Origin of the sequence: Treponema denticola (genome assembly GCF_024400535.1) — a bacterium.
GTDB classification, from domain to species: Bacteria; Spirochaetota; Spirochaetia; order Treponematales; family Treponemataceae; genus Treponema_B; species Treponema_B denticola_C.
In genome coordinates this window covers 1,611,556-1,636,849 of the sequence record NZ_CP038800.1, presented here as the reverse complement: position 1 = coordinate 1,636,849, position 25,294 = coordinate 1,611,556, and the positions used below count along the sequence as shown (strand labels likewise).

The window sequence follows — 25,294 nt, the reverse complement described above, 5'->3', positions numbered from 1 at the left end:
AGGGTTCTATGAAAGAATTTTTAACTTACAATACGGTAAGAGATAACGGCTTAATTCTCGCAAGAAAGATGTATGATGAGGGATATATTCCCGATATTATTTATGCTTCTATGCGCGGAGGCGCATATTTGGCTAATGTAATAAGTGAATTTTTTAAAATAGCCTATAAAGATGAGAAAAAAATTTTATACTCTACAGTTGTTGCTCACTCATATTCAGGTGTTCATGATAATGCAGATGTTATACTTGACGGCTGGACATTCCCGCCGAGTAAGTTAAAACCGGATGCTTCCGTTTTGTTGGTAGATGATATTTTCGATTCTGGCGCAACGGTAAATTATCTTGTAGCTGATTTGATTAAACATGGATTAAAAAGAGAAAATATAAAAATTGCAGTCCATGACTATAAGTATTTCCACAATAAAAATGAACAGTATGAATATCATCCGGATTATTGGTGCCGAAAACATGATATTTATACCGAAAAAGACAATATATGGATTCATTATATGAGTCATGAATTAGTAGGTTTATCAGTTTCGGAACTTGAAGAAAACTATTATTCAAAAAATCCGTTATTGCGTTCCGTTTTTAAAGGATTGATAAATTGAAGATAATAAAAGCTCCTATTACTTTAAAAATAAGTTTTATTATAACCTTTTTTTTATTTTTTTCATTTAAGCTATGCTGCGATGAATTTGAAGATTTTGAAATAAGACAAAATTATCAAGAAGATGGGATAAATATTTCAGTAAAATACCCTGAAAATATAAGCGAAGATCCTGTTTCCGCTTTTTACCGTTTTTTTATTCCTGTAAATAACTTATATAAAAGCGGAAAAATAAAAAAAGGGGAATCTATTTTTATTCCTTTTGGAGCCGAGCTTTGTGTTTGGGCTCAGAGCAGCTCTGGAAAATTAAGCGAAACTTTTCATTTAATTGCTGAAGCTCCGGATCAGCAAAAACTTTTAAATGTTTTGAGTCCTCAAGAGGGTGTTTGGAATGAAGTACAAAAACTGATAATCAAAGCTCCGGCCAAAACACAAATTATGTATTCAATTGATGGGAGCGACCCTTCAGAATTCGGTCTTTTGTATACTGAGCCTATAATTCTTGAAAAAGACGGTAAAATCGATTTAAAAATCAGGGTAGTGGGAGAATCAGGGCTTATAACCGAAAAAGAAATAAAATATACTGTTGATCCTTCAGGTTATCCTTCACCTAAAATATCTGATATGGACTATAATGAAGATAATCTGCAAAACGGTAATTCTTATGATATCTTAAATTGGTATTTTATAAATTTTTATTTTGAATCTCCGGTTTATTATTTGATAAAGGATGACGAAAAAAATGATGAACCGTCTTTATCAGAACTTTTAAATGTTTATGACGGCCCTATTTTTACAGATAGGACTAAAGACCGGTTTTTATACTGGACAAACAAGGATTTTCAAGACGGAAAAATAAATAAAATATTTTTACCTCGAAAACCTTTATTATCTTGGGTTCCAAATGAACCTGTAAATAGAAATATTGAACTTAATTTCGATGATAACCGTTATACATATTTTTTTGAAGTAGGAGACGGTAAAACATTTTTATTGCCTACAAAAAAATCCGAACGATTTACAAAAGACGGTTCAATGATTTTCGACTCCGGAATAAGACAAGAACGTTTTTTTGATGTAAAAATAAGAGCTTTTTATGAAGACCGTTTTCATGGTGAATTTAAAACGGCTTTTACTATCGATAAACTTCCGCCGGAAAGACCTGAAGCCGTTTTTAATCCTCCGGTGTCTCCTACAAATACAAGCGTAAAAATAAATTTAAAACCGGTTTCGGATGCCGAGATTGTTACCGAAATAGAGCCGCCCCTTTTTACCTCATTAAAAAATGAAATTACTTTAACAGGAAGTTTAGGAGAAAAAACCGTTTATTCGGTACATATTTACAGCAAAGACAAAGCAGGAAATAAGAGTGCGCCTATCACAAAAGAATTTATCATCGATAGAAATGCCGTTTATGTTGATTATAATTCTAAAGTAAAAAACTCCGATGGAAATCCCTTAAAACCGTTTTCTTCCATTTATGAAGCTGTAGATTCTATAAACAATATTTCATTTTTAAAAACAAATACAGTGAGTTCAGAAAAATGGAAAATTTATGTAAGAGGGGATTGTATTTTAAATGAACCTATTTTAATTACCCGTAATATAAAAATTTCTTCAGCAAGCTCACGGTCTTCAATCCATGTTTCAAAAAATGCCGGCTTTATTGTAATAGGCGCCAATTTTGAAATTGAAAACTGTGATATTTTTAGAAGGGAACCCAGTGAAGAACCGAGAGAAGTTCCCGTACTTTATGCAGATAAGGCAGAAATAAAATTAAATAATGTAAAACTTCAAGCCGTTGAAGGCGGACCTATTTTAAAATCATTTTATGCTCATTTGGATATTTCGGATAGTACAATCATTTCGGAGCAAAGTAACCATTGCCTTATTTTTAATATAAATAATTCTTCAGCTGTCTTCAAAAACTTAGATTTTACAGGAGCCGGATTTTCCATTGCTGCAATTTCTTCAGTCAATTCAATTATTGAAATGGATGATATAAGATCTTCATTTACGCCTGAGTTTACAGCCCGTTTTTTAGAAGCTTGGAATTCCGAAATATCTTTAGGAAGGCTTAATCTTATCCGTTTACCTGAAGCCGAAGCAAACAAGGATACCGCTATTTGGTATAATAAGAATTCAAAAATGGATATAAAATATCAGCCTATTATACAAGGTTTTTCAAAATCTATTATGAGGGAACCATAATGTTATGCGGTATAGATGAGGCAGGAAGAGGCCCCCTTGCAGGCCCTGTTACGGCAGCTGCCGTTATCCTTCCAAGCAGCTTTGATTTTTCAATTTTAAAAGATTCAAAAAAACTGACAGAAAAAAAAAGAGAAGAAGTGCGTAAAACCATATATGCCGACCCAAATGTTCTTTGGTCTATCGGCTGGGCATCCAATTACGAAATAGATGAGATAAATATCTTGCAGGCAACTTTTTTGGCAATGGAAAGAGCTTATGAAGGCCTTTATTTAAAACTTCAAGAATTCTGTAAATTAAACAGTGATAAATTTATAGAACCGGATATTATTGTTGACGGTAACTTTATTCCAAATATTAAAAATTGTTCTTCGATTAAGGCTCTCGTAAAGGCTGATGATTCCGTTTATGAGGTTATGGCGGCTTCTATTTTAGCAAAGACTGCAAGGGATAAAATGATGATACGCTACTCTTGGATTTATCCGGAATACGGATATGAAAAACACAAGGGGTACGGAACCAAAAAGCATATAGAGGCAATTAGATTTAACGGCTATAGTCCGATTCAGCGCAGATCTTTTTTTGTAAAAAATTTGTAAAAATATTTATAAATAGCTTACTTGTATTATTTATAAAAAAATGTTAATCTATTAATGGTATTATATAAAAAGTATTTGTGAGGAGTAACAAATTGAATCCTTTTGATATTATGAAAAATGCAAAAGAAATCCAAGCAAAAATTGCTAATATTAAATCCGACCTTGATCAAGAAGTTGTTGAGGGGGTATCAGGCGGAGGTCTTGTAAAAATCCGTTTAAAAGGCAGTTTTGAAGTTGAATCTATCTTCCTCGATCCTATAGCTGTAGATAATCGTGATGTTCCTATGCTTCAGGATTTAATCAGGGCTGCTCATAATGATGCAGTGGCAAAACTAAAAGAACTTTTACAAAATAAACTTGGGCCCCTTGCAAGTCTTGCAGGCGGTTTACCTTTTTAAAAAGAGGTATTAAATTAGTGAATGCTATTGATTCCGTTATAGATTCATTTTCCCGTCTTCCGGGTATCGGTCATAAGAGTGCTGCCCGCATCGCCTATCATCTTCTAAAACAGGGCCATGCGGATGCCTTGCGTTTAGCGGAAGCTGTTTCTACCTTGCATGATAAAATTCATCCTTGTAAGGTCTGCGGTTCTTATACCGAAGATGAGATTTGTTCTATTTGTGCGGATGAAACAAGGGATAGAGCAACTATCTGTGTAGTAGGCTTTCCTCAGGATGTGAACACAATTTCTTCAATCCCTGAATATCGAGGCTTGTTCCATGTTCTGGGCGGACTTATAGCTCCCCTTGAAGGTATAGGCCCCGATCAATTACATATAAGCGAGCTTATAAGACGTATTCATGAAGGCGGAATTACCGAGGTTATTCTTGCAACCAACCCTACGATTGAAGGCGATACCACAGCCCTATACATTCAAAAAATATTGCAGGACTTGCCTGTTAATATAACGAGGCTTGCCTCAGGCTTACCTGTCGGAGGCGATTTGGAATATGCTGACCGTTTGACCCTTGCAAGAAGTTTAAACGGGCGCATTAAATTTTAAAGGAGAATAAAAATGAATGAATCCACAATGCAGAGATTGCGCTATCATTACGAACCGAAAATCCCAAAAGTATTTGCGGAACCTTTGAGTTTGATTAAGCCGGAAATAGGAGAGGCTACACATGCACAATCTGACCAGGCGGAATTAAAAGAGATATTCCCACATACTTACGGAATGCCCATTATCAGATTTGTAAAGGGAAAATCGGAAGTAGAGCATAAGCCCTTAAAATTCGGTGTAATTCTTTCGGGGGGACAGGCTCCCGGAGGTCACAACGTAATTTCCGGTCTTTTTGATGCCCTAAAAAAAGGCAATGCAAATTCCAAACTTTACGGATTTTTAAGCGGCCCTGAAGGTTTGATAAAAGGACGTTATGTCGAAATAAAAAAAGCCTTAATCGATAAGTACAGAAATACGGGCGGCTTTGACATAATCGGCTCAGGAAGAACAAAGATAGAAACTGAGGAACAGATTGAAAGTTCGATTCAAAACGTAAAAAAATTAAAGCTGGATGCCCTTATCATAATCGGAGGAGATGATTCGAATACAAATGCGGCTTTTTTGGCAAAATACTTTATTCAGGCAAAGTTAAATACAAAGGTTATAGGCGTTCCTAAAACAATAGACGGCGACTTAAAAAATCAATACATCGAAACTTCCTTCGGTTTTGATACTGCAACAAAACTCTATTCGGAGTTAATCGGAAACATTTGCCGAGACGTAAATTCCGCACGTAAATATTGGCATTTTATAAAACTCATGGGCCGCTCCGCAAGCCACATAGCCCTTGAATGTGCTTTAAAAACTCAGCCCAATGTCTGCTTAATCGGTGAAGAACTGGCCGAAAAAAAAGTTACCTTGAAGCAGGTTACGGATTACATTGTGGATATAATTGTAAAAAGATCTCAAAAAGGCGAAAACTTCGGGGTTGTTTTGGTTCCGGAAGGAATTATAGAATTTATCCCTGAAATGGATGAATTGATTGAAGAAATAAATGATATTATGGCCGAAAAGACTTCAGCCTTTTCAAAGCTAAAAACCTTTGCAGGAAAAAAATCTTGGCTTCAAAAACACTTGTCCAAAAAAGCTTTTGCTCTTTTTGACAACCTTCCTGAAAACATTTCTTTACAGCTTTTAATGGATCGAGACCCCCACGGAAACGTTCAAGTTTCCCGTATTGAAACTGAAAAGCTTTTGATAGATTTGGTCACCAGAAAAATAACCGAGATGAAAAAGGAAGGTACATATAACGGAAAATTCAGTACCTATGCTCATTTTTTCGGATATGAAGGGCGCTCTGCCTTTCCTTCAAACTTTGACTCGGACTATTGTTATACCTTGGGCTTTACAGCCTTTTTATTGGCACTTAACGGCTTTTCAGGCTATATAGCTTCGGTTAAAAACCTGACTGATGAGGTAGAACATTGGCTTCCTTGCGGCGTGCCTCTTTCCATGATGATGAATATGGAAAGAAGAAAGGGTAAGATGACTCCGGTTATAAAAAAATCCGTAGTCGATCTAAATGGTAAACCTTTTAAAACCTATGAAAAAAATAGGGATAAGTGGGCTGTCGAAACCCTTTACCGATTCCCCGGAGCAATTCAATATTTCGGTGACCTTGAAGTATGCGACATACCTACTAAAACCCTCTTACTCGAAAAAGGAAATTTAAAAGAAAAGAGGAAGAAAAAATAAATTGATTAAAAAAAAGCACCGATTAAAAACCGGTGCTTTTCTAATTTGGAAGTTTTTACTTAAAAAACATTCCGATAAAATCTTTTTTTTCCAGATTTCCGAAGTAGGGTGTTAAATCAGTGTTTCTAAGTTTTTCTGTTAAAACACTTTCGGAATACTCGCAGCCGTTTAAAAGTTCTTCCAGTTCTGCCTTATCGGCTGTACCGAAAAAATCCCCGTGAATTTTTAAAGAATTTATTTTCATGTTTTCGACATTAAAAAATACTTCGATACTGCCTATTGGAAAACGCTCGTAGTGAGAATATTCTGCCTTGGGAGATGCTCCGTAATTCCATTCTTTGCGAGAAAATCTTTCCTCATAAATTTTCATAACACCTTTAAGTTCTTCTTCCGAAAGTTTATATTCGATAGGCTCTTGGTTTTCAACTTCAAAGATTGCTTTTAAAAGTTCGTCTTTAAATTGATCAACTGTAATATCCCGTTTTAAATAGGGCTTTATGTTTGTTACCCTTGAGCGGACGCTTTTTACGCCTTTAGATTCAAGTTTTTCTTTTCGGACAGTCAAAGCTTTGGAAAGGGCTTCCATTTCCACATTAAAAAGAATGGAACCGTCGCTTAAAACCCGTCCCTGCCAAACTGATTGAGAGGCACCGATACATTTTTGTCCTTCAATCGTAACATCGTTTCTGCCTGAAAGCTCTGCATCAACTCCGATTTTTTTTAAAGCATTTACAATCGGGATATAATATTTTTTAAAATCAATCTTTTCGTTTCCTTTTGTTTTTGTAACAAAAGAAAAGTTTAAGTTTTCGAGGTCTTGATAGATGGCCCCTCCGCCCGTAATGCGTCTGACAACCTTTATACCGTTTTCATTTATATATTTTTCGTTTATTTCCTGATAGGTATTTTGATTTTTACCTAAAAGAATAGTAGGGCTGTTACTCCATAAAAAAACATATTCCTCATTTTCCAAAGGGAGGTTTCTAAAGCAGTACTCCTCAAAGGCCATATTATATTCGGGGTCATGTGAATTGTTCACTATGTATTTCATGGAAAGCTATTATAATAAAAAAATAATTTTATGCAAGAGATTGATAAGTCAATATTTAGAATGTTCCAAGTACCTAGACTTTTTTATGATTTTAACCTATAATCAATAAAATTATAAATTTTAAGGCTGGGTTTATGACTTGTAATCAAAGAAAACCTGATTGGTTAAAAATAAAACTTCCTACCGGAGAACTTTCACAAGAAGTGTCGAATACAATAAAAATACATAAATTAAATACTATATGTACCAGCGGCAAATGTCCCAATCAGGGAGAGTGTTGGAGGTGCGGAACTGCAACTTTTATGATTTGCGGAAATATCTGTACGCGTGCATGTAAATTCTGCAATGTGCCTACCGGTTGCCCATTGCCCCTAAATCCTAATGAGCCGATGGAAATAGCTCAATCGGTTGAAGCTTTAAAATTAAAACATGTAGTTTTAACCTCGGTAGATAGGGACGATATAAAAGATTTCGGAGCTTCCCACTGGGTAAAGGTTATAAGAGCCGTAAAACAAAAAACACCGAATGTTACTATGGAAGTTTTGATTCCCGATTTTCAAGGCCATGAAGATTTGGTATCGATGATTATCGAAGCAAAACCGGAGGTAATTTCTCATAATCTTGAAACGGTACGCAGGCTTTCTCCCCATGTCAGAAGCAGGGCTACATATAACACCTCTCTCAAAGTTTTAAAACAAATTGCAGACTCCGGCTTGGTATGCAAATCCGGTATTATGTTGGGGCTTGGTGAAACAAGGGATGAAATTTTAGAAACGATGGACGATTTACGCAAAATAAACTGCAAAGTTATGACCATAGGCCAATACCTTAGACCCTCTGTAAAAAATATTGAGGTTAAAGAATATGTAAGGCCTGAAGTCTTTGAAGAATATAAACAAATAGGCTTGGAAAAAGGCTTTTCTTTTGTGGAAAGCGGACCCCTTGTTCGTTCCAGTTATCATGCCGAAAAACATGTGTTGAGCTAAATATGACTTACTTTTTTGAAACATACGGCTGTCAGATGAATCAGGCTGAATCCTCATCAATGGAACAGATTCTGCTCGAAAAGGGGTGGACGAATTCCTCCGATGTCGAACACTGCGATTTACTTATAATAAATACTTGTTCCGTACGCATAACTGCCGAAAACAGGGTTCTGGGAAGGCTGGGACATTTTTCGGGCTTGAAAAAAAAGCGTAAATTTTTTGTGCTTTTAATAGGCTGCATGGCTGAAAGGCTTTATACAGAAATACAAAAGGAATTCCCGCTCATCGATTATGTTGTCGGAATGTTTGAACGCAATCTTCTTCCTCAAATTTTTGATGAAATTAAAGCCCGCCTTAGAGATGATAATTATATGGCGGAGTTTACTCATAACAATATCGAAGAAAAACCCGTGTCGGGTTATTATTTCGCGCCTCTTTCCCATTCGCCGAAGTCCTTTCAAAGCTATGTGCCCATTATGAACGGCTGCAATAATTTTTGCACTTATTGTATTGTGCCCTATGTTCGGGGCAGGGAAGTTTCTCGTCCCGTAAATGAAATATTGCAAGAAATTACCGAGCTTTCATCAAGGGGAGTAAGGGAAATTACCTTGCTCGGCCAAAACGTAAATTCCTATAAAGGAGAAGACGGGGAGGGTAGAGTAATCGATTTTCCAAAACTTTTAAGTCTTATAGCGAAAGAAGCGGATAAGACAGATATGATAAGATGGATACGCTTTATGTCGAGTCATCCTAAGGATATGTCCGATGCCTTAATCGACACAATCGCTGCCGAAAAAAGACTTTGCAAACTTGTTCATCTTCCGGTTCAGCACGGCTCCGATACAATTTTAAAAAGAATGAACAGGATTTACACGGTTGAACATTATAAGAACAGAATAAAACGCTTAAAAGAAAGCATACCGGATATAGCCTTGAGTACCGATATTCTGATGGGCTTCCCCGGTGAAACCGAAGATGATGTAAAGGCTACATTGGATTTGATGCAGGAAATAGAATTCGATTCGGCCTTTATGTATCATTATAATCCGCGTGAAGGAACAAAGGCTTTTAATTATCCTGACAGGATTCCTGAAGAAATAAAAATAGAAAGATTGGGCCGTGTAATTGACTTACAGTTAAAAATTACGGCAAAAAAAATGAAGGCAAAGCTCGGCAAAAAGGTAGATATCTTGGTTGAATCCCATTCGAGAAATGAAAGGTCTGAACTTTTCGGACACACCGAACAAGGAGAGATGACCGTAATTCAGGGCAATCCTCCCGAATCCTTAATCGGAAATTTTGCCCATGCAGAACTAAAAGAACTAAAAGGAAAAACATTTAGAGCAAATCTTAATTAGATAAAATCTTAACATGTATACATTTTTATACTGAATTATTAAATTATTGTAGAAATAATAATACATCTTAATAAAAAATATGGCTAACTCTCGACTAAATGGACTCACAAAACACCTCTATAAGACTTCCTATAATGTATGTTCTGTCTACTTGTATAGGATTTTAATTGAATTGGGGTGATTTTAAAAGTTTTTATCTCCTCTTTTCTTTATCTTAAAATTTTGATATACTTTTCTTTGTATTTATAAGCCCCTTTCATTAAAAGGAAAATTGGAATTTTATTATGAAGAAAAAGCTTTTATTTTTTTTGATTTTTATAAGTATACTGTTCTCAACCTTTATTACTTCTTGCAGCAATAATAAAGAAAAAGAAATCGTTTACGAAAAAATAAAACCTAAAAGGATTATAAAAAATAATATCCTCATTGTTCTTGGAAAAGATTATTATGAACGGAAAGATATTTTAAAATATCTTGAAAATGAATATGCTCTTGGGAGTTCCGATTCTCATGTTCAAGTTTTACCCTATTCCGATATGGTAAAAGCGGCTAAACAGCCCCGTCTTAGAATGATTAACGAAAAGATTGAAGAACAAAAAACCACAATACTTATTTCTATAGGTATACCTGAAGGCGGAGGCCGTTACCTGATTCAGGCTGCGGAGAATAATCCTAATCTTTCAATAATAAACCTTTTGCCCATGGACGAAATTCTCCCATTAGAAGCGGCTTCGGATATTGTAGTTGACTTTCAAATTCCTAAAGAGATAATGAATGAGGAAAAGGATTTTTTGATAAGCGATAATGAGGTTATGCTCTTACTTGTAGCAGCTATTTTTGCCGGTGAAGATATAAATGCTCATAACAAAAACATAAAGATTTTTCCGATTGAGGAATTTCAACAGGCTTTTTTTACGGCACAAACAATTTTGGGCAAGGAGCTTTTTACTAATCATTATACAATTAAACCGTATACTGATTCCGATACGGGACTTCAATCTCATAGATACCTTTTAATTTATAAGGATTTTGATGAAAGTCAAGAAACGGATGTTTCGGATGATAAAGAAAACTCAGGAGAAAATGAAACGGAAAATGACGGCATTATAAATCCGGATAAGCTTGAGGGAGGTGCTTAACCGGTGAATTCTTTGGAGTACTTTAATAAAGGGATTTTTGCATCTCCTGAAGCTCTTGAAAAACTAAAATCCGCCGAAAAAGCACGCCTTATTTTAATTTCGGACACACACGGTAATGTAGATACTATAATCGATATTTTAGGCCGCGAGGGAAAAAAATCCGATGCCGTTTTATTTTCGGGAGACGGCCTTGCAGATTTTTTAAATTATATAACGATTTCACAATATGAAAAAGAGCTGATGGAATGTATGCCTCCTGTAGCAGCCCTCGTTATGGGAAATTGCGATTCAAAAAAATATGTTCTAAATTTAGATGCCGTAAAACCGGGAGCGGATTTCGGCTTTAAAAAAAATCCCGAACAATATTTGGAATTTTTTGAATTTATTTTTTTAGAGGCTTGCCGTAAAAAAATTCTTTTAACCCACGGGCATGAATTCTATGTAGATTTTGAATTAAATACCCTTTTAAATTTTGCACGGCAGCAAGACTGTTCGGTTGCTGTTTTCGGCCATACCCATGTACCATTGAGTAAAGAAATAAACGGAATATTTTTGATAAATCCGGGCTCTGCCTCAAGACCTAGAATGGGCTCAAATAAGAGTTATGGAATTTTGACAATGAGCAAAAATACAAAACCGTCAATGGAATTTAAAAATTTATAAAGCCGATATTTTTTCTTCTTCCAATTGTTTTAAGATTTTTTCATCCAGTTTTATGGAAAGATTTTTTTCATGGGTAGGAAGAACGGTTCCTTTGGGTGCATTTTTTGCTCTGCGTAAATGTTTTACCTGAGTGGTATACAAATCTGCTTGTCCGTTTTTTCTCGCCTTTGAATAAAAGACTGCGAGGTTTCCGGCCTTAATCAAAACAGACAAAGGTATACTCTTCCCTGCCCTAGCCTTTATAAAAACATAGCCGCCTGCATAATCCCTTGTGTGAAGCCAAAGGTCAGCCCCCTTAACAAAATGACGCAAAAGCTCATCATTTTCGGCTGCCGTTCGGCCTACTAAAATAGTCCACCCTTCCGAAAAGAATTTTAAGCCCGGAGCGGTTTTCGTATTTTTTGCTTTTTGCTGAACCGGAATTTTTTCTTTTTGAAGAATTTTTTGAATTAAATAAGGGTTTTCTTCCGTTTTAATTTTTTCTATTTTTTCTTTTAGTTTTTCTATTTCTTTTTCGGCCGATATAATATCTTCTTCCAAGGCATCTAAACCCGAAACGGCTTTTTTATATTTTTCGTAATATAGATTTGCATTTTCTTGGGGTGTTTTTAGAGGATCCAAAGTAATATTTATTTTTGCACCGTTTTTTGTGTAATCTTCAAGTTCTATAAATTTCATTCCCTTTTTTATCAGATGAAGGTTTGAAAAAAGCAAATCTCCTGCATTTTTTAAACTTTGAGCGTTTAAAAATTCTTCCCTTTTTGCTTTAAGTTTTAAAAGAGCTTTTTCGATTTTTAATATCTTAGTTCCGTAAAGGTTTTCGGCCTCGTCCTGCAGGGCTTCTTTTGAAACCTTTGGCGCATTATTAATATACCATTCTTCGACAGCCTCATTAAAACTTTTTGTTTTGTCATACTCGCGAACACAATAATCTTGTTTTTTAATTTTTTGAGGTTCGGGAGTCAGCCAAGTTTCGCCTGAGATTTCGCCCTTCTTGGGCCGGCGGTAAAAAGCGTCGATTATAAGGTTATTTTCATCGGTTAAAACTATGTTTGCAGCCCCGCTCCACAGCCTTAAATATAAAAAAAAGTCCCCTGCTCCGCTTGCAATGTGAAGACGTATGATTCTGTCTTCGTTTAGTTGTTCCGCTTTTAGGATTTTTCCGCCCTTGATTCTGGATTTTAAAAGCTCCATAAAACGCATAGGCTTATCGAATTTAGGAATTTTTTTATGTGTAGAATGAAGCCGGCATGCTCCGGCATCAAGAGAAATAAAAAGAGTAAGAGGCTTATCCTTATATAAATAAAAGACCAAGGCTGTATAAGAGGGCTGAATTATTTTTTGAATAAAATAGCCCTCTAGTTTCAGCTCTTCAAGAATTAGATCTATTTCTTTATTGTTTAATGACATTAAAATCCGAATCCTTTTAAAAGATCTTTTACCCTGTTTTCTGCTTCTTTTTTTACCTCGTTTTGCACTTCCTGTATTTTTCCTGCAGCAATATCTTTTATACGTTTTTCGGCTTCAGCCTTCTTTTTGTCTAAGATTTTTTCGTAATTTTTTACATCATCAAGAAGTTTTTTAGCCTTATTTGCTGCCGACATAAAGGTGTCGATTTCTTTTTTATAAGTTTCTTTTTGTTCATCAAGCCACTTTTGTCCCTGCTTTAAAAGCTCTGCTTTTACTTTTTCAACCTGACGGGCGAATTCTTTTTTTAAGGCTGCCGCTATCTGATCATCGACATCCGTATCGACATCAAGGGTAAAACTTTCTCCCTTATTGATTGTAAGGGTTGTTTTTACGTTTATCTTTTTTATATCTGATAGAATGTTTTGGTAGATTTCAAAAACAAAGCCCGGTTCAAACTTTTGCACTGTAAGAATGCTTTTCATGATTTCCATATTTGCATTGATAACTACATCCTTATCTTTAGAAACCTTTACACCGCCTCCGGTTTTTAAGATACCTGTAAGAGAAGGAACGGCATCTGCAGGAGAAGGAATATCCATATCCAAGCCTTCAAATGTAAAATCGGTATCGACGAGCTCATTTGTATAAGAACGTAAATCGATTATACCCTCTGCAGTTTCTTTTAATTTTCCATGGGCTGCACTTAAATTAATTGTAAGAGGAATACCGAGTTTATCGTAATCATTAGTTATAGCCTTAGCTCTTCCTCCGATTTCAAAGACATCCTTTTCAGGATGATGACCTGAAAGCGAAATATTCCGTATCAAGAAAGTCGGAACCGAATCCTTGCCGAAGATAAAGGTTTTGCCGGGAAGGCGTTCCATAGTTTTCGATTTTTGAGCTAACGTAAGTTCCTTTTCTTGTTTAGGCTGTTTTTGAGAGCTTTGTAAAAGTTCCATTCCCTGAACAAAATAAGGATAATATGTTCCAAGAGTATTTACTATAAAAGTGTTTATAAGATCGGCAACCAGTTTTTTACCGGTATCGATATTGATAGATTTTATTTGTCCTGCAATGTTGTTTAAACGGTTTAAGTCATTTGTAACAGCATTACCTGCTTCCCGTGCCAGCTTATCAACATCATTTATATCGTTTTGAACATCATTAAAAAGACGGTTTGCTAAATCAAAATCATCCTGCCCTGTTTTAACTACTTTTTGGATAATTTCGATCAGCTCTTGAAGCTGTTTTATATCGTTAATCTTATTTATATCTATGGCCATTAGTTTTTGAACAGACTCAATGGTGTCTAAAACCTGTTTTTCTACATCGTCCTTAGTCTTAATCCATTTTTGAGCCATCGGATCTACGGAATTTATAATTTTCTCGGTAATTTCAGGAGTTTTAAAAGCGGCTTTTTCGCGTTCAAGAATTTTTCTAGGATCTATTTTATCTTGAACGGCTTTTAAACCGCTGTCAACGGATACTTGGGATTGCGCTTTTTTAAGTTCAGCATTTATAAGTTCCGTAATTGGGTTAGGCTTCTTATTGGGATCTGCAGGTTTTGGTTTTTTTGGAGGCAAGGCTCCGGAAGTCGTTCTTTCAGTATTCCATGTAAAACCTTCAATCGCCATATTTTCTGCAACAAATTTTCCGCGGCTTAATTCCAGAAGGTTAAAATAAAAGTCTATATTTTGGATTTCAAATAAATTGCGCATGGGTTCTTTTTTATTTGCAACCTTATATCCTTGGATTCTAAACCTAGTGTTAAACAAGTCGAAGTCTACAAGGCTTACCTCACATTTTGCACCGAAAGCAGCTTCAGAGCCTCCGACTACAATTTTTTTTGCCAATACATTTCTAAAAATATATACAAAGAATAGAACTGCAAAAATGCAGGCTAAAGCACCTAGCACTGCCGGAAAATTTACCCTTCCCTTTTGCCTGCCTATTTCCAAAGCTATTTTGTTTATTCGTTTTAATTGAGCCTTATCGTTTATCTTTGTTTTGTCGAATTCAAAGTACTCTTTGTTTGTTTTTTCATCGATACTTGAAACTATAAAACCTTGAATAAAATCTTTATCTGCCGGAACAAAAAGCTTTTTGTAGATTTTCCGATTAAGAGATCTTTTTGTATAACGCTTTTTAAAAAGTCTTTTTACCTTTTCAAGTTTTTTAGCCTCTTTTGCGGCCTTCTTTGCCGCTTTAAGTTCATCTTTTTGCAATGATTCATTATTTGTATCCGTCATATTAAAAATTGTCCTTTATATCAGATATTTTTGTTAAGTGGCGAAGAAGCGGTATCTTACCTAACAAGCCGACGCCCTTTACATTTACAGCAGGCTGCATATATTTTCTATACTTTGCTACTATAATTTTTGTTAAGATGTATACGGGAATATACAGTATAAGTCCCCAAATTATGCCCCCTAAGACCATTGTGTTCGAAAGCTTAAAAAGAGCTACAAAAGGAATGTTTTCTAAGGCGATAAAGATGGGGCGTAAAAATGATAATTGAACAGCCCAAAAACCTATATTGTTTATTATTATATCCATAAAGGGAGTTACAAAGCCGAATAAAATAAAAGATATAAAAAAGGCTCCTTTATTTATGCGGATAAAAATAGATAAAAAAAACAAAAACGTAAAGGTTAAATTATTTTTAGGTAATATTGCCAAAAAAAGGCCTAAGGCGACGGCATGAGCTATATCACCAGGATGAGCATTTGCATTAATGGATTTAAAAAATGAAGTTACATATTTTATCATAGAAATACGGTTTTAAACCTCCTCCTTTTTATTTAGTCTATAGCATGGAAGCTTTTTTTTCAATAGCATCAGCATATACTTTTAAATATTTTTCCGCCGATATATTCCAGCCGAACTCTTTACCCATTGCCTTAGTTCTCATCTTTTTTATATGATCTTTTTTATTATACCATGCATAAGCTGCCCAGCCGACCGTATCGTAAATACTTTGAGGACTTAAGTATTCAAGCACAAAACCGGTTCCATCTCCTGTTTCTTCATTATAGTTTTCTACAGTGTCTGCGAGCCCTCCCGTCTTTCGGACTATGGGCAAGGTTCCGTAAAGAAGGGAATACATTTGGTTTAAGCCGCATGGTTCATATCGTGAAGGCATCAAGAAAAAGTCGCTTCCGGCTTCGATTAGATGGCTTAATTCTTCATTATAGCCTATATAACATTTAAAATTGGGAAGCCTTTGTGAAAGGAAATTGAGCTCTTTTTCGCACCAAGCCTCTCCTGCACCTAAAACAACCATTTGCAGCTTTATATCCGAGCATATCTTAAAGGCCGAACCGTACATGGGTCCGAAAAGCTCTGAAATACCCTTTTGATCGACCAATCGGCTTATCATGCCGAATACCGGAACGGAAGGATTTATTTCGAGACCGAATCTTTCCTGTAAAACGGCCTTATTTTTTCCTTTTTCTTCAAGGGTTATAGAATTGTATCGGTAAGGAATATACTCGTCTTTTGAAGGATTCCAGATTGAGGTATCTACCCCGTTTAAAATTCCTGTCAGTTCTTTTTCTCTGTAACGCAAAATACCGTCCATCCTAAAGCCGAATTCGGGGCGTTTAATTTCTTCCGCATAGGAAGGAGAAACGGTTGTAAGCATATCGGAAGAAACAAGGGCAGCTTTTAAAAAGTTTATTCTATCCCAGTCTTCAAAACCCGTAGTATAAAAATCGTTCCAATCAAGGCCGGTATCGGGAAAGGTATGCTTTGAATAAACACCTTGGTAACCCATATTATGAATTGTAAAAACACTTGCCGTATTTTTAAATTCCGTATTTTTTTCGGTAAAGCGTAAAAGCACGGGCACCAAGCCTGCAGCCCAATCATGAGCGTGTATAACATCGGGAATCCATGCCTGCTTTCTGCAAACTTGAAAAGCGGCATGAGCTAAAATAGAAAATCTTTTCGTATTATCGGAAAAATCAGGCTCAAAAGATGAACCGTAAACTCCATCCCTGCCGAAGGCTTGTTCATGGTCTATAAAATAAACCTTAACCTTTGAAGAAGGCAGGTGAGATTCATAAACTCCTACCCAGTGTTCATAAGACCCTAAATGAACAGCCATAGCCCCCGGAATTTGTTTTAAGTTTTTTCGATCTATTTTATAATAACGAGGCATTACAACCCTTACATCATGTCCTTTTTTTGCAAGAGCCATCGATAAAGCTGTAACGGCATCAGCCAAGCCTCCTACTTTTGCAAATGGAACAAGTTCGCTTGTAACCATCATTATTTTCATAAGCTTCCTCCGTTATAATAATGATAACATAGTTGGTAGTATTTTTAAAGAGTAAAATCCGAATTTATAGAATAATTTTATAATAGGCGGTGCCGATTAAATAGAGTAATTTAATCGGCATCTCTATTTTTAAACCTTATTTATGACATCTAAAACGGTACCGTCACGGTAGGTGCTTATTCCCACCACTTCGCCGGAACGGGGCTTAACTTGAGGTTTTCCTGTAAAGGATTCTGCAATTTCTTTTAATTCTTCGATAGTTTTAATTTCAAGATTTGTTTCCGCCTTCAGCTTTTTAATTAAATCTGCATGGCGCGGATTAATTGCAATACCTCTATCAGTAACAAAAACATCGATTGTTTCTCCCGGAGTGGTTACGGTGCGGACCTTATCGACGAGACAAGAAATGCGGGCATTAAAGAGCTTTGAAACGATTATTGAAAGTTTTGCTCCTGCTGCCGTATCGGCATGTCCTCCCGAACCTCCCAATATTATACCGTCGGAACCGGTGGTTACGTTTACGTTATAGTCCAAATCTATTTCGCTTGCACCGAGGATAACGACGTCAAGCTTTCCTGCAACATGGTCGGGATTGTTAGGGTTTGCATAAAGGTCGGCTGAAATCTTGTGATGGTTTACATTTTTTTCGGTAGAATCTACGGCCGAAAGGTCAAAGCACTGAACATCATAAAGATCTTCAAAAAGACCTTCTTCAAGCATCTTTACAAAATAGCCTGTAATTCCACCACAGCCGAAACTTCCCTTTATGTTTTTTTCTTTCATTGCTCGGTGCATTTCATCTGCAACAGCAAGGGAAATACCGCCTGCTCCGGTCTGCATACTAAAGCCGTTTTTAAAAAGACCTGAGTGTTCAATAAGAGTGCGGCAGTCGCGGGCTATTTTTAAGCCGATCGGATCTTTTGTAATCTGAGTTGTTCCGCTTACAATACCTGCAGGGTCTCCTATTTTATCTACCTCTACCACCATGTCGACAAAACGGCCTTCAATGTCTGGTCTTTTAACCTTTGAAACTCTTGTATCGGTAATGGCTATAGTTTTTTTTGCCATTTGAGCATCGGCTACGGCATAACCTAAGGAACCGCAAAATGACCTTCCTTCGGAGCCCGAAATATTTCCTTGATCGTCTACACAAGGCGAGGCTAAAAAGGCAGCGTCTATCGTAACCTCTTTTTCTAAAATCATTCTGGGTCGTCCGCCGTGTGTCGTCATAATTACGGGCTTTTTACACTTACCGTAGCTTACAGCCTTTGCAACAGGCCCTGACATATAGGAGGTAATAAGTTGGGTAACCGTTCCGTCTTCCATAAGTTCAACCAAAATCTCATGGCAGGGGAAAATCGAAGAAGCCATTACGGTCAAATCTTTGATTCCTCTTTTTTTAATTTCCCTCATTACCATATCAAGAACATAGTCGCCGTTTCTAAGGTGATGATGAAAACTTATAACCATTCCGTCATGGAGTTTAAGCTCATCAAGGGCTTGGGCTAAGGTTTTCCCTAAGGCGGGTTTTACATTTTTTGTAAGCTCATATTTTGCATTTTTTTTATTTACAAAGGCTCCCTTAAAAGGATTGTCCAAGCCTTCTCTTCCAAGTATGTTATTCATATCTCTTCCTCCCTATTTTATCAAGCCCCAGTTTTTGGCAGAATCATAAAGAGCTTGAGCCCTCTTGATAACCGGTAAGTCGACCATCTTTCCCTTAAAGCTGAATACGCCTAAGCCCTTTTGTTTGGCTTCTTCCGCAGCCTGTAAAATAGCCTCGGCTCTTTCAATTTCGGCACTTGAAGGAGAAAATATTTTATGAATCTCTTCGACCTGACGGGGATTGATAACCAAGCGGCCCGAAAATCCTATGCTCTTACTAAAGGCCGTATCGAGCCTTAGCCCCTCAAAGTCTTCTACATCCGTAAAGGGTGTATCAAGGGAGTCCAAACCGTATGCATGGGCGGCTGTCGTCAAACTAAAGCGGGCGTATTCCAGTTCTTTTGAAAGACGGGTACGCTGAATTCCCATATCGACCGAATAATCTTCGCCGCCTAAAAGAAGGCCTTGAATTAGCGATGAGGCCTTGGCTATCGAATTTACATCCATAATTCCGCGGGCCGATTCTACCAGCATAAGAAAGCTGAAATTCTTAGTGATATTGTGAGCCTTTTTTATCTCGTTTATTTTTTGCTCGACCGAGTGAACGGCATCGACCGAAGCCTTAGGAATTACGATTCCGTCGGGAAGAACCGGAATAATTGCCTCCAAGTCCTTTTCCCAATAAGGGGAGTCGATGGGGTTTATTCTTACAGTGATTTCGGAATAGGTAAACTTTAAAAAGGAAAGAGCATTCCGCACCAGAGTACGGGCCGAGTCTTTTTCATCAAGAGAGACGGCATCTTCCAAATCGTAAATGATGGAATCCGCTCCCAAAATATCGGCCGATACCAACATTCCCGGATTATTACCGGGCATAAAAAGCATACTTCTTCTATTCTTCATTTGCGCGCCTCAATGCTGTTTCTACACGGGCCTTGATTGTACAATCTAAGGCACCCTTGTCTTCGATAAAGAGCTTGGCATTTTTTACTTCAAACTCATCCAATACTTCCTGCACCGTTTTTTTAATTTGTGCACCGAATTCGTTTAAAACAGAGCTTTTTAAGTCAAGTTCAAGTTTTTCGGAAGGAACAATACGGACAAGGCAATCATTTGATTGGAGTGTTCCGCAAACCGCTTCTCGTTTTATTTGCATAGATACCCCTTAAAAATTTGATATGATAAGTATTATAACAGTACATGAAGTATAAGTCAATCTGTCTGTAGACAGTCTGTAGACTGTATGCCGCCTGTCTTAAAAGTTATGTAAAACTAAAAGGCTTGATAATTTTCTGAGTATAGATTGTCAATTTTCCATTTTTGTGATATATTGTGAAAAGATGATGGAATTAAAAAATAGGCTTGAACATATCGAAAAAACTCTCGATTGTTTTTTGCCCGAAAAAATAAATTCTTTGTGGATTTCTCAAAGTTTCGGCGAATTAGCTTACGGCTTGCCGGCCGGCTTTTTTTTGAATATCATCAATCCTGTAAGGGATTTGGTAAAACGCGGAGGAAAAAGGTGGAGGCCCCTTCTATGCGTTCTTTCATGCGAACTTGCGGAAGGCGATCCCGAAAAGGCCTACCCCCTTACCCCCCTCATCGAATTTTGTCATACGGCAAGCCTCGTCCATGACGATATAGAGGATAAATCCGATACCCGCAGAGGTGCTCCTGCGGCTCACATAAAATATGGGCTTGATACGGCTTTAAATTCCGCCTCATGGCTTTATTTTGAAGCCCTTAATCCCCTGATAAATTATGAAGTTTCAGAATCCGTGAGGGCCGAAATATACTCGCTTTACTCGCAAAATTTAAGAAGGCTCCATTTAGGGCAGTCTATGGACATAGGCTGGCATTCAAATCCCGATATAATTCCGTCAGTCGACGAATACATAACTATGATAAGCCTAAAAACGGGCTCTCTTGCAAAGTTGGCAGGAGAATTAGGCTTTATAGCTGCCGGTAAACCTATCAATGAAGTTCTGGAATACGGAAAACTTATGACCGATATGGGTATAGGTTTTCAGATCTTGGACGATGTAAAAAATATTACCGAAGGCAACGCCGGTAAAAGGCGGGGCGATGACATAGTTGAAGGCAAAAAAAGCCTTCCTCTAATTTTTTATACGGAAGAAAATCCTGAAGGTGCCGAAAAAATAAAGCTTTTATTTAAACAGGCTGCAAAAGAAGGCATAGAATCTCCAGCAGTCGAAGCCTCGATTTCGGCTATTTGTTCTTCAAAGGCTGTAAAAAGGGCAGAAGATTACGGCAAAAAGATTGTAGAAGCTTCATTGATAAAGCTTCAAAATAATTACAAACAAAACGAAGCAAAAGAACTTATCTTCGATTTGTTTAACACGATATTGAGGTAGAAAATGCAAGAATCGGCTCAATTTTTTAACGATACGGGAGTGAGCATGTCTATGCAGGGCTTTCACAATGAAGCTATAGCCTGCTTAAAAAAAGGGCTTGCCCTTGAACCCGATAACAGCCTGATGTGGCTCAACCTAGGTTTGAGCTACTATGCCGCTAAAAGACAAAACGACAGTAAGTTTGCCCTTTTTCAATCCTTAAAATACAATCCCTATGAGGCTGACGCTTGGGATTCATTAGGGCTTGTTTTATTTGAAACGGGAGACATCGATCAGGCAGAAAGAGCCTTTGAAAGCGCTATAAAACTGGAGCCCGAAAACGGAAGGGTTTGGAATAATTACGGAACGGTTTTGTTTAATAAGGAAAACTATAGGGCTGCACGGAGAGCCTTTGAATCGGCCGTTACACTTGACCCTGAAATGGGAGATGCGGTTTTTAACTTGCGTGATACCTATCTTGAACTGGGAATGAATGATTTGGCTGAAAGATGCAATAAAATTTTAAAAGAGATGGATTATCAAGAATAAATAATGAATATTTTATATATTGCCGAAATTACAGGCAAGGCCGGTGTATGGCTCGTAAAAACACAACTTTCAAATTTAAAAGAAAAATATAAGGCCGATTTTGTTATTGCTAATGCAAATTCGGCTACGGGCTCGGGTGGGCTTGGAAAACAGCATGCCGTCTACTTAAAAAAACTCGGTATCGACTGTATCACTTCAGGAGATTTAATCTTTCAAAAAAAAGACTTGGTAGATGACCTTCCTAAAACACCCCATGTACTACGCCCCTTTAATTTGCCGTCGGAATCTCCCGGCAACGGATGGAAGATTTTTAATTTAAAACCAAACAAAAAAATAGCCGTCGTTTCAGTCATCGGCAGAATAGGACATCACAAAATAATGGCTGAAAACCCCTTTACTGAAACCGAAAAACTTGTTTCCCGATTAAAAGAAGAAGCGGATATCATCTTTGTGGATTTTTCCTCTTTTGCAACAGCAGAAAAACAAGCCCTAGGCTTTTTGCTTTCAGGCAAGGTTTCAGCCCTGATCGGATCGGGAACAAGGGTGCAGACAGCCGATGAGTGTATTTTAGAAAATAAAACCGCCTACATAACGGATGCAGGCAGAACAGGAAGCCTTAATTCGGTCGGCGGATATGCGATTGAAGATAAAATAAGAGAATACCGCACCTGCCTTCCCGATTTTGGAAAAGACGCTTGGGCACGCCCCGTCCTTCAAGGCCTTTTTATCAAAACCGATGATGATGGGAACGCAATAGAAATAAAAAGAATTTTTGAGGAGTCGGAACTTTGCAAAGATACGGAATAGTTACGTCAGTGTGGACCGATAAAAACAATGTAGAAAAGATAAACATAGATTTGGATAATTCAAAGACCGAAAACGCCTGCTCCATAAACCAAAAAGACTGCTCTGCAGTAAAAAGCTGTGCAACTTGCGGAGGCTGCGGTTTTGCAGGTAAGAATAAGGAAAGGGGGCTTTTAGCAGTCAGCGGAAATAAGATTACTGCCTTAAACAATAGCGGAAGAAATTTAAAAAAAGGAGACTTCGTTATTGTAGAAATTAAGGAAAACCAAACAAGGATTCAAACCCTTTCTTCGGTTATTCTTCCCGTACTTCTAGCCTTTGTTTTCAGTTTGAGCTCCTACCTTATTTTCTACACCGAAAAAGCCGTTGTAGGAGGCCTTTTTTTAGGGCTTTTAACCGGAACTGCCCTAGCCTTTTTATTAAAAAATAAAATGGGAGATAGGGCTCTGCCTCAAGTAATAAGCAGTCTATGACAGCCTGTCGGCGGCCTAGGCCCTACAGCCGATTTTACGGATTGAATACTCCGGGTTGGGGTGCCCTTATTCTGACCAAGGCTGTAAAGGCATCAGAGTTTAAACTCATAAATTGCTCTATTGAAGTTTCCTCTCCGCTTTCGTAAACATCAATATGAAAATTACCGAAAACGTCAAAATAAGGGAAAAAGGCTGCAATATGGTGATATTGTCTAAGAGGCGGACTTCCTTTTTCCGGGCTTGCAGCCCGGCTTACTGTCCGGCTTACCGCTCCTAAATAAAAATGCCCCGGCTCGCTTATCGCAAGATAATAAAGGAGAGCTTGTAAATAAGAAGTCTGATAACCCGCTGTTTTTTCATATCCCTTAAACGAAGCAAAATCTTCTTTTACATTCTTTTGCTTTATGGGAGGCACAAGAGCAAAGGGTTCAATCGTAACATCGACGCCGGAACCGATGGGCTTTATAGTACGTTTTACGTTTAAACTTAAAGCTGCAGCCGCAAGATTGCGTATCCATTCAAGGCCGAAATAAAGGTCTCTTTCCTTGTAAGGCTTGGTAAAATAAGTATTAGGCACATCGGTTTCTGTTTTAAGGCTTTTAATAAAGATACCCTGCCCTGCTATGGGCCGAATCATTCCATCCACTATCCATTTGGCAAAACCTGAACAGTTTACACCGCCTTTTATATCTTTAAGCCTTTGATCGGGCCGAATGGCTTTTACAATATCATCTTCAGTCTGAGGTCTTCCGTCCATTAAATGGACAGGCTTACCGAATTCGTCAAAGGCTCCGTCTTGAATATAAACCAAGGTCTTTAACCTTTCCCGAATTGTATCTGATGCCGCTTCAACACCGTTATAAAAAATAGGCGGATTGAAGATATCCCAAGGGAGCATATCCTTTGTAATATCCCTTAGTTTTAAAAGAGGCAAATAATATAAATTCTCAAAAGGAATACCTACGGAAATATCTTTTCTGACATAAGTATTAAAAAGACAAATACTTATAAGCGATTTATCTTTTGATGATGAAGGCCTTATGCTTAAATAAAGTTCAGGATTTTCACGCGGATAAATTTTAATACATTCAGGAGCTCCGGTTTCATAATTCCGGTATAAAATCCATGTCCCTTGCGGAACCTTTTCGAGGTTTGAAAACTCGGTATCAATCGGGCTTATAACTACGGCAAGAAGCTTTTTTTCTTTTAGATATACCGATCTTATTTTAAAAAGGTTTCCGGCCGAATCCGCGTCAATATTTAAATGCCGGGAGGCAATTTCTTCAGGAGCCGCTAAAAGCCATGATTTTGCAATATCTCTTCTAACTAATGCGGAATCGGGCACTCTATCTAAAGGAACCAGAGGAATCAGCCCCTCATCAGCCTTTAAAAATTCGCTGTCATAAGACTCCTTAATCTCATCATCAGAATAAACGGAAAAAAACGAAAGAGAAAAAAACAAAATAAAAATATATTTTTTAAAGTTTATGTTACACCTGCCCATGTCCATAGTATCGGCTAAATTGATAGGGAACTTAACTTACTTGAAAGGATATGGAAAGTACTTAAACTAGAAATTTGCTGCTAAACTTACTGCTTAATTTTAAGTCTTTCTATTTCGTTACAACTTAAACCTGTAGCTTTTGAGATATTTTCAACAGATAAACCTATATCAAGCAAGTTCTTTGCAGTTTGCATTACCCCTTCTGTAAAACCTTGTTCTCTTCCAACTTGCATTCCGGCTTGCATTCCGGCTTGCATTCCGGCTTGTCTACCTTCTTTCAAGCCCTCTTGTCTGCCTTCTTCTAAACCTTCTTGTCTGCCATAATAGCGGGCATCCATTTCAAACCCTGAGATAAAGCGGTATTCGCTTCTCGCTTGTTCATTGCTTTTTAATTTTTCTATCATATTTTCTATCCTCCCTGTAAACTCTGTTGTAACCTTGCCGGTTTTTACATATTCCAAAAATCCGCTTAAATTTTCATCTTCTGCTTTTGTAAAGGCATTTGCATTTATTATAATCTTTTTTGTTCCGTCATTTAAGAGCGTTTGCCTGTCTTCAAGGCAGATGTTTTCAAAGGTATAAATGGGCATATCCTTCCCGACCGAATCGAAAAGGCAGAGAAAGATAATGTAACTATCATTCAAACTGCTGTAGTGCTCGCCTTTATCTAAAAATAAAATATCCAGTGCTGCCTGATAGTAACGCATTCTTTTTGCAAGATTATGCTCATTTACGGCCTGCATTTCAATATCATAAGTTTTACCTGTTTCATCTTTTACTAAAACATCAAGACGTATTAACTTAGCTTCCGCTCTTGTAATTATAGCATTTTGAGATGATAGATACGAGATTTTACCTATTTTATCGGCTAGAGTCATTTCAAGAAATGTTTTACACGTTTCTTCATCCTGCATAATTTTGCAAAACATAAAGTCGTCTGCGATGGTTAAATCATCAAACTTTTTCCGCATTTTTAATCACCCCTGTAAATTGATTATATC

24 protein-coding genes are annotated in these 25,294 nt (G+C 37.2%); 14 read left to right on the top strand and 10 right to left on the bottom strand.

The window, feature by feature from the left end; translation table 11 throughout:
* Positions 1 to 8: 8 nt before the first annotated feature.
* The 6 genes from E4N78_RS07685 (at position 9) to E4N78_RS07660 (ending at position 6,115) form a co-directional block, all read left to right on the top strand.
* Positions 9 to 611, top strand: coding sequence for a phosphoribosyltransferase (locus E4N78_RS07685; protein WP_255809980.1), 603 nt, complete (start codon positions 9 to 11; stop codon positions 609 to 611).
* A complete protein-coding gene (locus E4N78_RS07680; protein ID WP_255809979.1) occupies positions 608 to 2,821 on the top strand; it encodes a chitobiase/beta-hexosaminidase C-terminal domain-containing protein in 2,214 nt (737 codons plus the stop codon). The genes E4N78_RS07685 and E4N78_RS07680 overlap by 4 nt, the downstream gene beginning before the upstream one ends.
* Entirely contained in the window at positions 2,821 to 3,417 is a 597-nt protein-coding gene (locus E4N78_RS07675; RefSeq protein WP_255809978.1) for a ribonuclease HII, read from the top strand. The genes E4N78_RS07680 and E4N78_RS07675 overlap by 1 nt, the downstream gene beginning before the upstream one ends.
* 92 nt (positions 3,418 to 3,509) lie before the next feature.
* A complete protein-coding gene (locus E4N78_RS07670) occupies positions 3,510 to 3,815 on the top strand; it encodes a YbaB/EbfC family nucleoid-associated protein (RefSeq protein WP_010697334.1) in 306 nt (101 codons plus the stop codon).
* Between the two features lie 17 nt (positions 3,816 to 3,832).
* A complete protein-coding gene (gene recR, locus E4N78_RS07665) occupies positions 3,833 to 4,420 on the top strand; it encodes a recombination mediator RecR (protein ID WP_255809977.1) in 588 nt (195 codons plus the stop codon).
* 12 nt (positions 4,421 to 4,432) lie between these two features.
* Positions 4,433 to 6,115, top strand: a complete 1,683-nt coding sequence (locus tag E4N78_RS07660; RefSeq protein WP_255809976.1) for a diphosphate--fructose-6-phosphate 1-phosphotransferase — start codon at positions 4,433 to 4,435, stop codon at positions 6,113 to 6,115.
* Between the two features lie 55 nt (positions 6,116 to 6,170).
* Here E4N78_RS07660 and E4N78_RS07655 read toward each other — a convergent pair whose 3' ends face one another.
* Positions 6,171 to 7,166 (bottom strand): lipoate--protein ligase, encoded by a 996-nt coding sequence (locus E4N78_RS07655; RefSeq protein ID WP_255809975.1) that lies wholly within the window; start codon positions 7,164 to 7,166, stop codon positions 6,171 to 6,173.
* A gap of 134 nt (positions 7,167 to 7,300) precedes the next feature.
* Here E4N78_RS07655 and lipA point away from each other — a divergent pair, with 134 nt between their 5' ends.
* The 4 genes from lipA (at position 7,301) to E4N78_RS07635 (ending at position 11,312) form a co-directional block, all read left to right on the top strand.
* A complete protein-coding gene (lipA, locus tag E4N78_RS07650; RefSeq protein ID WP_255809974.1) occupies positions 7,301 to 8,152 on the top strand; it encodes a lipoyl synthase in 852 nt (283 codons plus the stop codon).
* A 2-nt stretch (positions 8,153 to 8,154) separates the two neighbouring features.
* On the top strand, positions 8,155 to 9,510 hold the full coding sequence (miaB, locus tag E4N78_RS07645; RefSeq protein WP_255809973.1) for a tRNA (N6-isopentenyl adenosine(37)-C2)-methylthiotransferase MiaB: 1,356 nt from the start codon (positions 8,155 to 8,157) through the stop codon (positions 9,508 to 9,510).
* A gap of 284 nt (positions 9,511 to 9,794) precedes the next feature.
* Complete coding sequence (locus E4N78_RS07640) at positions 9,795 to 10,649, top strand: hypothetical protein (RefSeq protein ID WP_255809972.1); 855 nt, start codon at positions 9,795 to 9,797, stop codon at positions 10,647 to 10,649.
* A 3-nt stretch (positions 10,650 to 10,652) separates the two neighbouring features.
* A complete protein-coding gene (locus E4N78_RS07635) occupies positions 10,653 to 11,312 on the top strand; it encodes a metallophosphoesterase (RefSeq protein ID WP_255809971.1) in 660 nt (219 codons plus the stop codon).
* Here E4N78_RS07635 and E4N78_RS07630 read toward each other — a convergent pair.
* From E4N78_RS07630 to citD, 7 genes are all read right to left on the bottom strand, one after another.
* The gene (locus tag E4N78_RS07630) at positions 11,307 to 12,722 is read right to left on the bottom strand and encodes an NFACT RNA binding domain-containing protein (protein WP_255809970.1); all 1,416 of its coding nucleotides are present in this window, start codon (positions 12,720 to 12,722) and stop codon (positions 11,307 to 11,309) included. The two genes, E4N78_RS07635 and E4N78_RS07630, sit on opposite strands and share 6 nt — an antisense overlap.
* Positions 12,722 to 14,971, bottom strand: a complete 2,250-nt coding sequence (locus tag E4N78_RS07625) for a TIGR03545 family protein (RefSeq protein WP_255809969.1) — start codon at positions 14,969 to 14,971, stop codon at positions 12,722 to 12,724. Before E4N78_RS07625 ends, E4N78_RS07630 begins: the two co-directional genes overlap by 1 nt.
* Position 14,972: 1 nt before the next feature.
* The gene (locus E4N78_RS07620; protein WP_255809968.1) at positions 14,973 to 15,491 is read right to left on the bottom strand and encodes a DUF2062 domain-containing protein; all 519 of its coding nucleotides are present in this window, start codon (positions 15,489 to 15,491) and stop codon (positions 14,973 to 14,975) included.
* Between the two features lie 37 nt (positions 15,492 to 15,528).
* Positions 15,529 to 17,004, bottom strand: coding sequence for a glycogen synthase GlgA (glgA, locus tag E4N78_RS07615; protein ID WP_255809967.1), 1,476 nt, complete (start codon positions 17,002 to 17,004; stop codon positions 15,529 to 15,531).
* A 129-nt stretch (positions 17,005 to 17,133) separates the two neighbouring features.
* On the bottom strand, positions 17,134 to 18,630 hold the full coding sequence (gene citF / locus E4N78_RS07610; protein ID WP_255809966.1) for a citrate lyase subunit alpha: 1,497 nt from the start codon (positions 18,628 to 18,630) through the stop codon (positions 17,134 to 17,136).
* A gap of 12 nt (positions 18,631 to 18,642) precedes the next feature.
* The gene (locus E4N78_RS07605; protein ID WP_255809965.1) at positions 18,643 to 19,512 is read right to left on the bottom strand and encodes an HpcH/HpaI aldolase/citrate lyase family protein; all 870 of its coding nucleotides are present in this window, start codon (positions 19,510 to 19,512) and stop codon (positions 18,643 to 18,645) included.
* Positions 19,502 to 19,765: a citrate lyase acyl carrier protein gene (citD, locus tag E4N78_RS07600; RefSeq protein ID WP_253694748.1), complete on the bottom strand. Its 264-nt coding sequence runs from the start codon at positions 19,763 to 19,765 to the stop codon at positions 19,502 to 19,504. The genes E4N78_RS07605 and citD overlap by 11 nt, the downstream gene beginning before the upstream one ends.
* Before the next feature lie 184 nt (positions 19,766 to 19,949).
* Here citD and E4N78_RS07595 point away from each other — a divergent pair, with 184 nt between their 5' ends.
* The 4 genes from E4N78_RS07595 to E4N78_RS07580 are packed head-to-tail and all read left to right on the top strand — an operon-like array spanning position 19,950 to position 22,789.
* Positions 19,950 to 20,984: a polyprenyl synthetase family protein gene (locus E4N78_RS07595; protein WP_255809964.1), complete on the top strand. Its 1,035-nt coding sequence runs from the start codon at positions 19,950 to 19,952 to the stop codon at positions 20,982 to 20,984.
* A 3-nt stretch (positions 20,985 to 20,987) separates the two neighbouring features.
* Positions 20,988 to 21,512, top strand: a complete 525-nt coding sequence (locus E4N78_RS07590) for a tetratricopeptide repeat protein (RefSeq protein ID WP_002671188.1) — start codon at positions 20,988 to 20,990, stop codon at positions 21,510 to 21,512.
* A 3-nt stretch (positions 21,513 to 21,515) separates the two neighbouring features.
* A complete protein-coding gene (locus tag E4N78_RS07585) occupies positions 21,516 to 22,319 on the top strand; it encodes a TIGR00282 family metallophosphoesterase (protein ID WP_255809963.1) in 804 nt (267 codons plus the stop codon).
* Positions 22,301 to 22,789 (top strand): SoxR reducing system RseC family protein, encoded by a 489-nt coding sequence (locus E4N78_RS07580; protein WP_255809961.1) that lies wholly within the window; start codon positions 22,301 to 22,303, stop codon positions 22,787 to 22,789. The genes E4N78_RS07585 and E4N78_RS07580 overlap by 19 nt, the downstream gene beginning before the upstream one ends.
* Before the next feature lie 34 nt (positions 22,790 to 22,823).
* On the opposite strand, the gene E4N78_RS07575 is transcribed toward E4N78_RS07580, so the two are convergent.
* Positions 22,824 to 24,299, bottom strand: coding sequence for a hypothetical protein (locus E4N78_RS07575; RefSeq protein WP_370644885.1), 1,476 nt, complete (start codon positions 24,297 to 24,299; stop codon positions 22,824 to 22,826).
* Between the two features lie 80 nt (positions 24,300 to 24,379).
* Positions 24,380 to 25,264 carry an Rpn family recombination-promoting nuclease/putative transposase gene (locus E4N78_RS07570; protein ID WP_255809959.1) on the bottom strand — a complete coding sequence of 295 codons (885 nt, stop codon included), beginning with the start codon at positions 25,262 to 25,264 and terminating at the stop codon, positions 24,380 to 24,382.
* Positions 25,265 to 25,294 lie beyond the last annotated feature (30 nt).

Bases quoted from the DNA above. Each gene is read 5' to 3' on its own strand.
- E4N78_RS07685 (WP_255809980.1), top strand. From the start codon at position 9: ATGAAAGAATTTTTAACTTACAATACGGTAAGAGATAACGGCTTAATT.
- miaB (WP_255809973.1), top strand. From the start codon at position 8,155: ATGACTTACTTTTTTGAAACATACGGCTGTCAGATGAATCAGGCTGAA.
- E4N78_RS07585 (WP_255809963.1), top strand. From the start codon at position 21,516: ATGAATATTTTATATATTGCCGAAATTACAGGCAAGGCCGGTGTATGG.
- E4N78_RS07605 (WP_255809965.1), bottom strand. From the start codon at position 19,512: ATGAAGAATAGAAGAAGTATGCTTTTTATGCCCGGTAATAATCCGGGA.
- E4N78_RS07655 (WP_255809975.1), bottom strand. From the start codon at position 7,166: ATGAAATACATAGTGAACAATTCACATGACCCCGAATATAATATGGCC.
- E4N78_RS07630 (WP_255809970.1), bottom strand. From the start codon at position 12,722: ATGTCATTAAACAATAAAGAAATAGATCTAATTCTTGAAGAGCTGAAA.
- E4N78_RS07575 (WP_370644885.1), bottom strand. From the start codon at position 24,299: ATGGACATGGGCAGGTGTAACATAAACTTTAAAAAATATATTTTTATT.
- E4N78_RS07570 (WP_255809959.1), bottom strand. From the start codon at position 25,264: ATGCGGAAAAAGTTTGATGATTTAACCATCGCAGACGACTTTATGTTT.
- E4N78_RS07595 (WP_255809964.1), top strand. From the start codon at position 19,950: ATGATGGAATTAAAAAATAGGCTTGAACATATCGAAAAAACTCTCGAT.
- E4N78_RS07640 (WP_255809972.1), top strand. From the start codon at position 9,795: ATGAAGAAAAAGCTTTTATTTTTTTTGATTTTTATAAGTATACTGTTC.
- E4N78_RS07590 (WP_002671188.1), top strand. From the start codon at position 20,988: ATGCAAGAATCGGCTCAATTTTTTAACGATACGGGAGTGAGCATGTCT.
- E4N78_RS07675 (WP_255809978.1), top strand. From the start codon at position 2,821: ATGTTATGCGGTATAGATGAGGCAGGAAGAGGCCCCCTTGCAGGCCCT.
- E4N78_RS07620 (WP_255809968.1), bottom strand. From the start codon at position 15,491: ATGATAAAATATGTAACTTCATTTTTTAAATCCATTAATGCAAATGCT.
- E4N78_RS07625 (WP_255809969.1), bottom strand. From the start codon at position 14,971: ATGACGGATACAAATAATGAATCATTGCAAAAAGATGAACTTAAAGCG.
- lipA (WP_255809974.1), top strand. From the start codon at position 7,301: ATGACTTGTAATCAAAGAAAACCTGATTGGTTAAAAATAAAACTTCCT.
- glgA (WP_255809967.1), bottom strand. From the start codon at position 17,004: ATGAAAATAATGATGGTTACAAGCGAACTTGTTCCATTTGCAAAAGTA.
- E4N78_RS07660 (WP_255809976.1), top strand. From the start codon at position 4,433: ATGAATGAATCCACAATGCAGAGATTGCGCTATCATTACGAACCGAAA.
- citD (WP_253694748.1), bottom strand. From the start codon at position 19,765: ATGCAAATAAAACGAGAAGCGGTTTGCGGAACACTCCAATCAAATGAT.
- citF (WP_255809966.1), bottom strand. From the start codon at position 18,630: ATGAATAACATACTTGGAAGAGAAGGCTTGGACAATCCTTTTAAGGGA.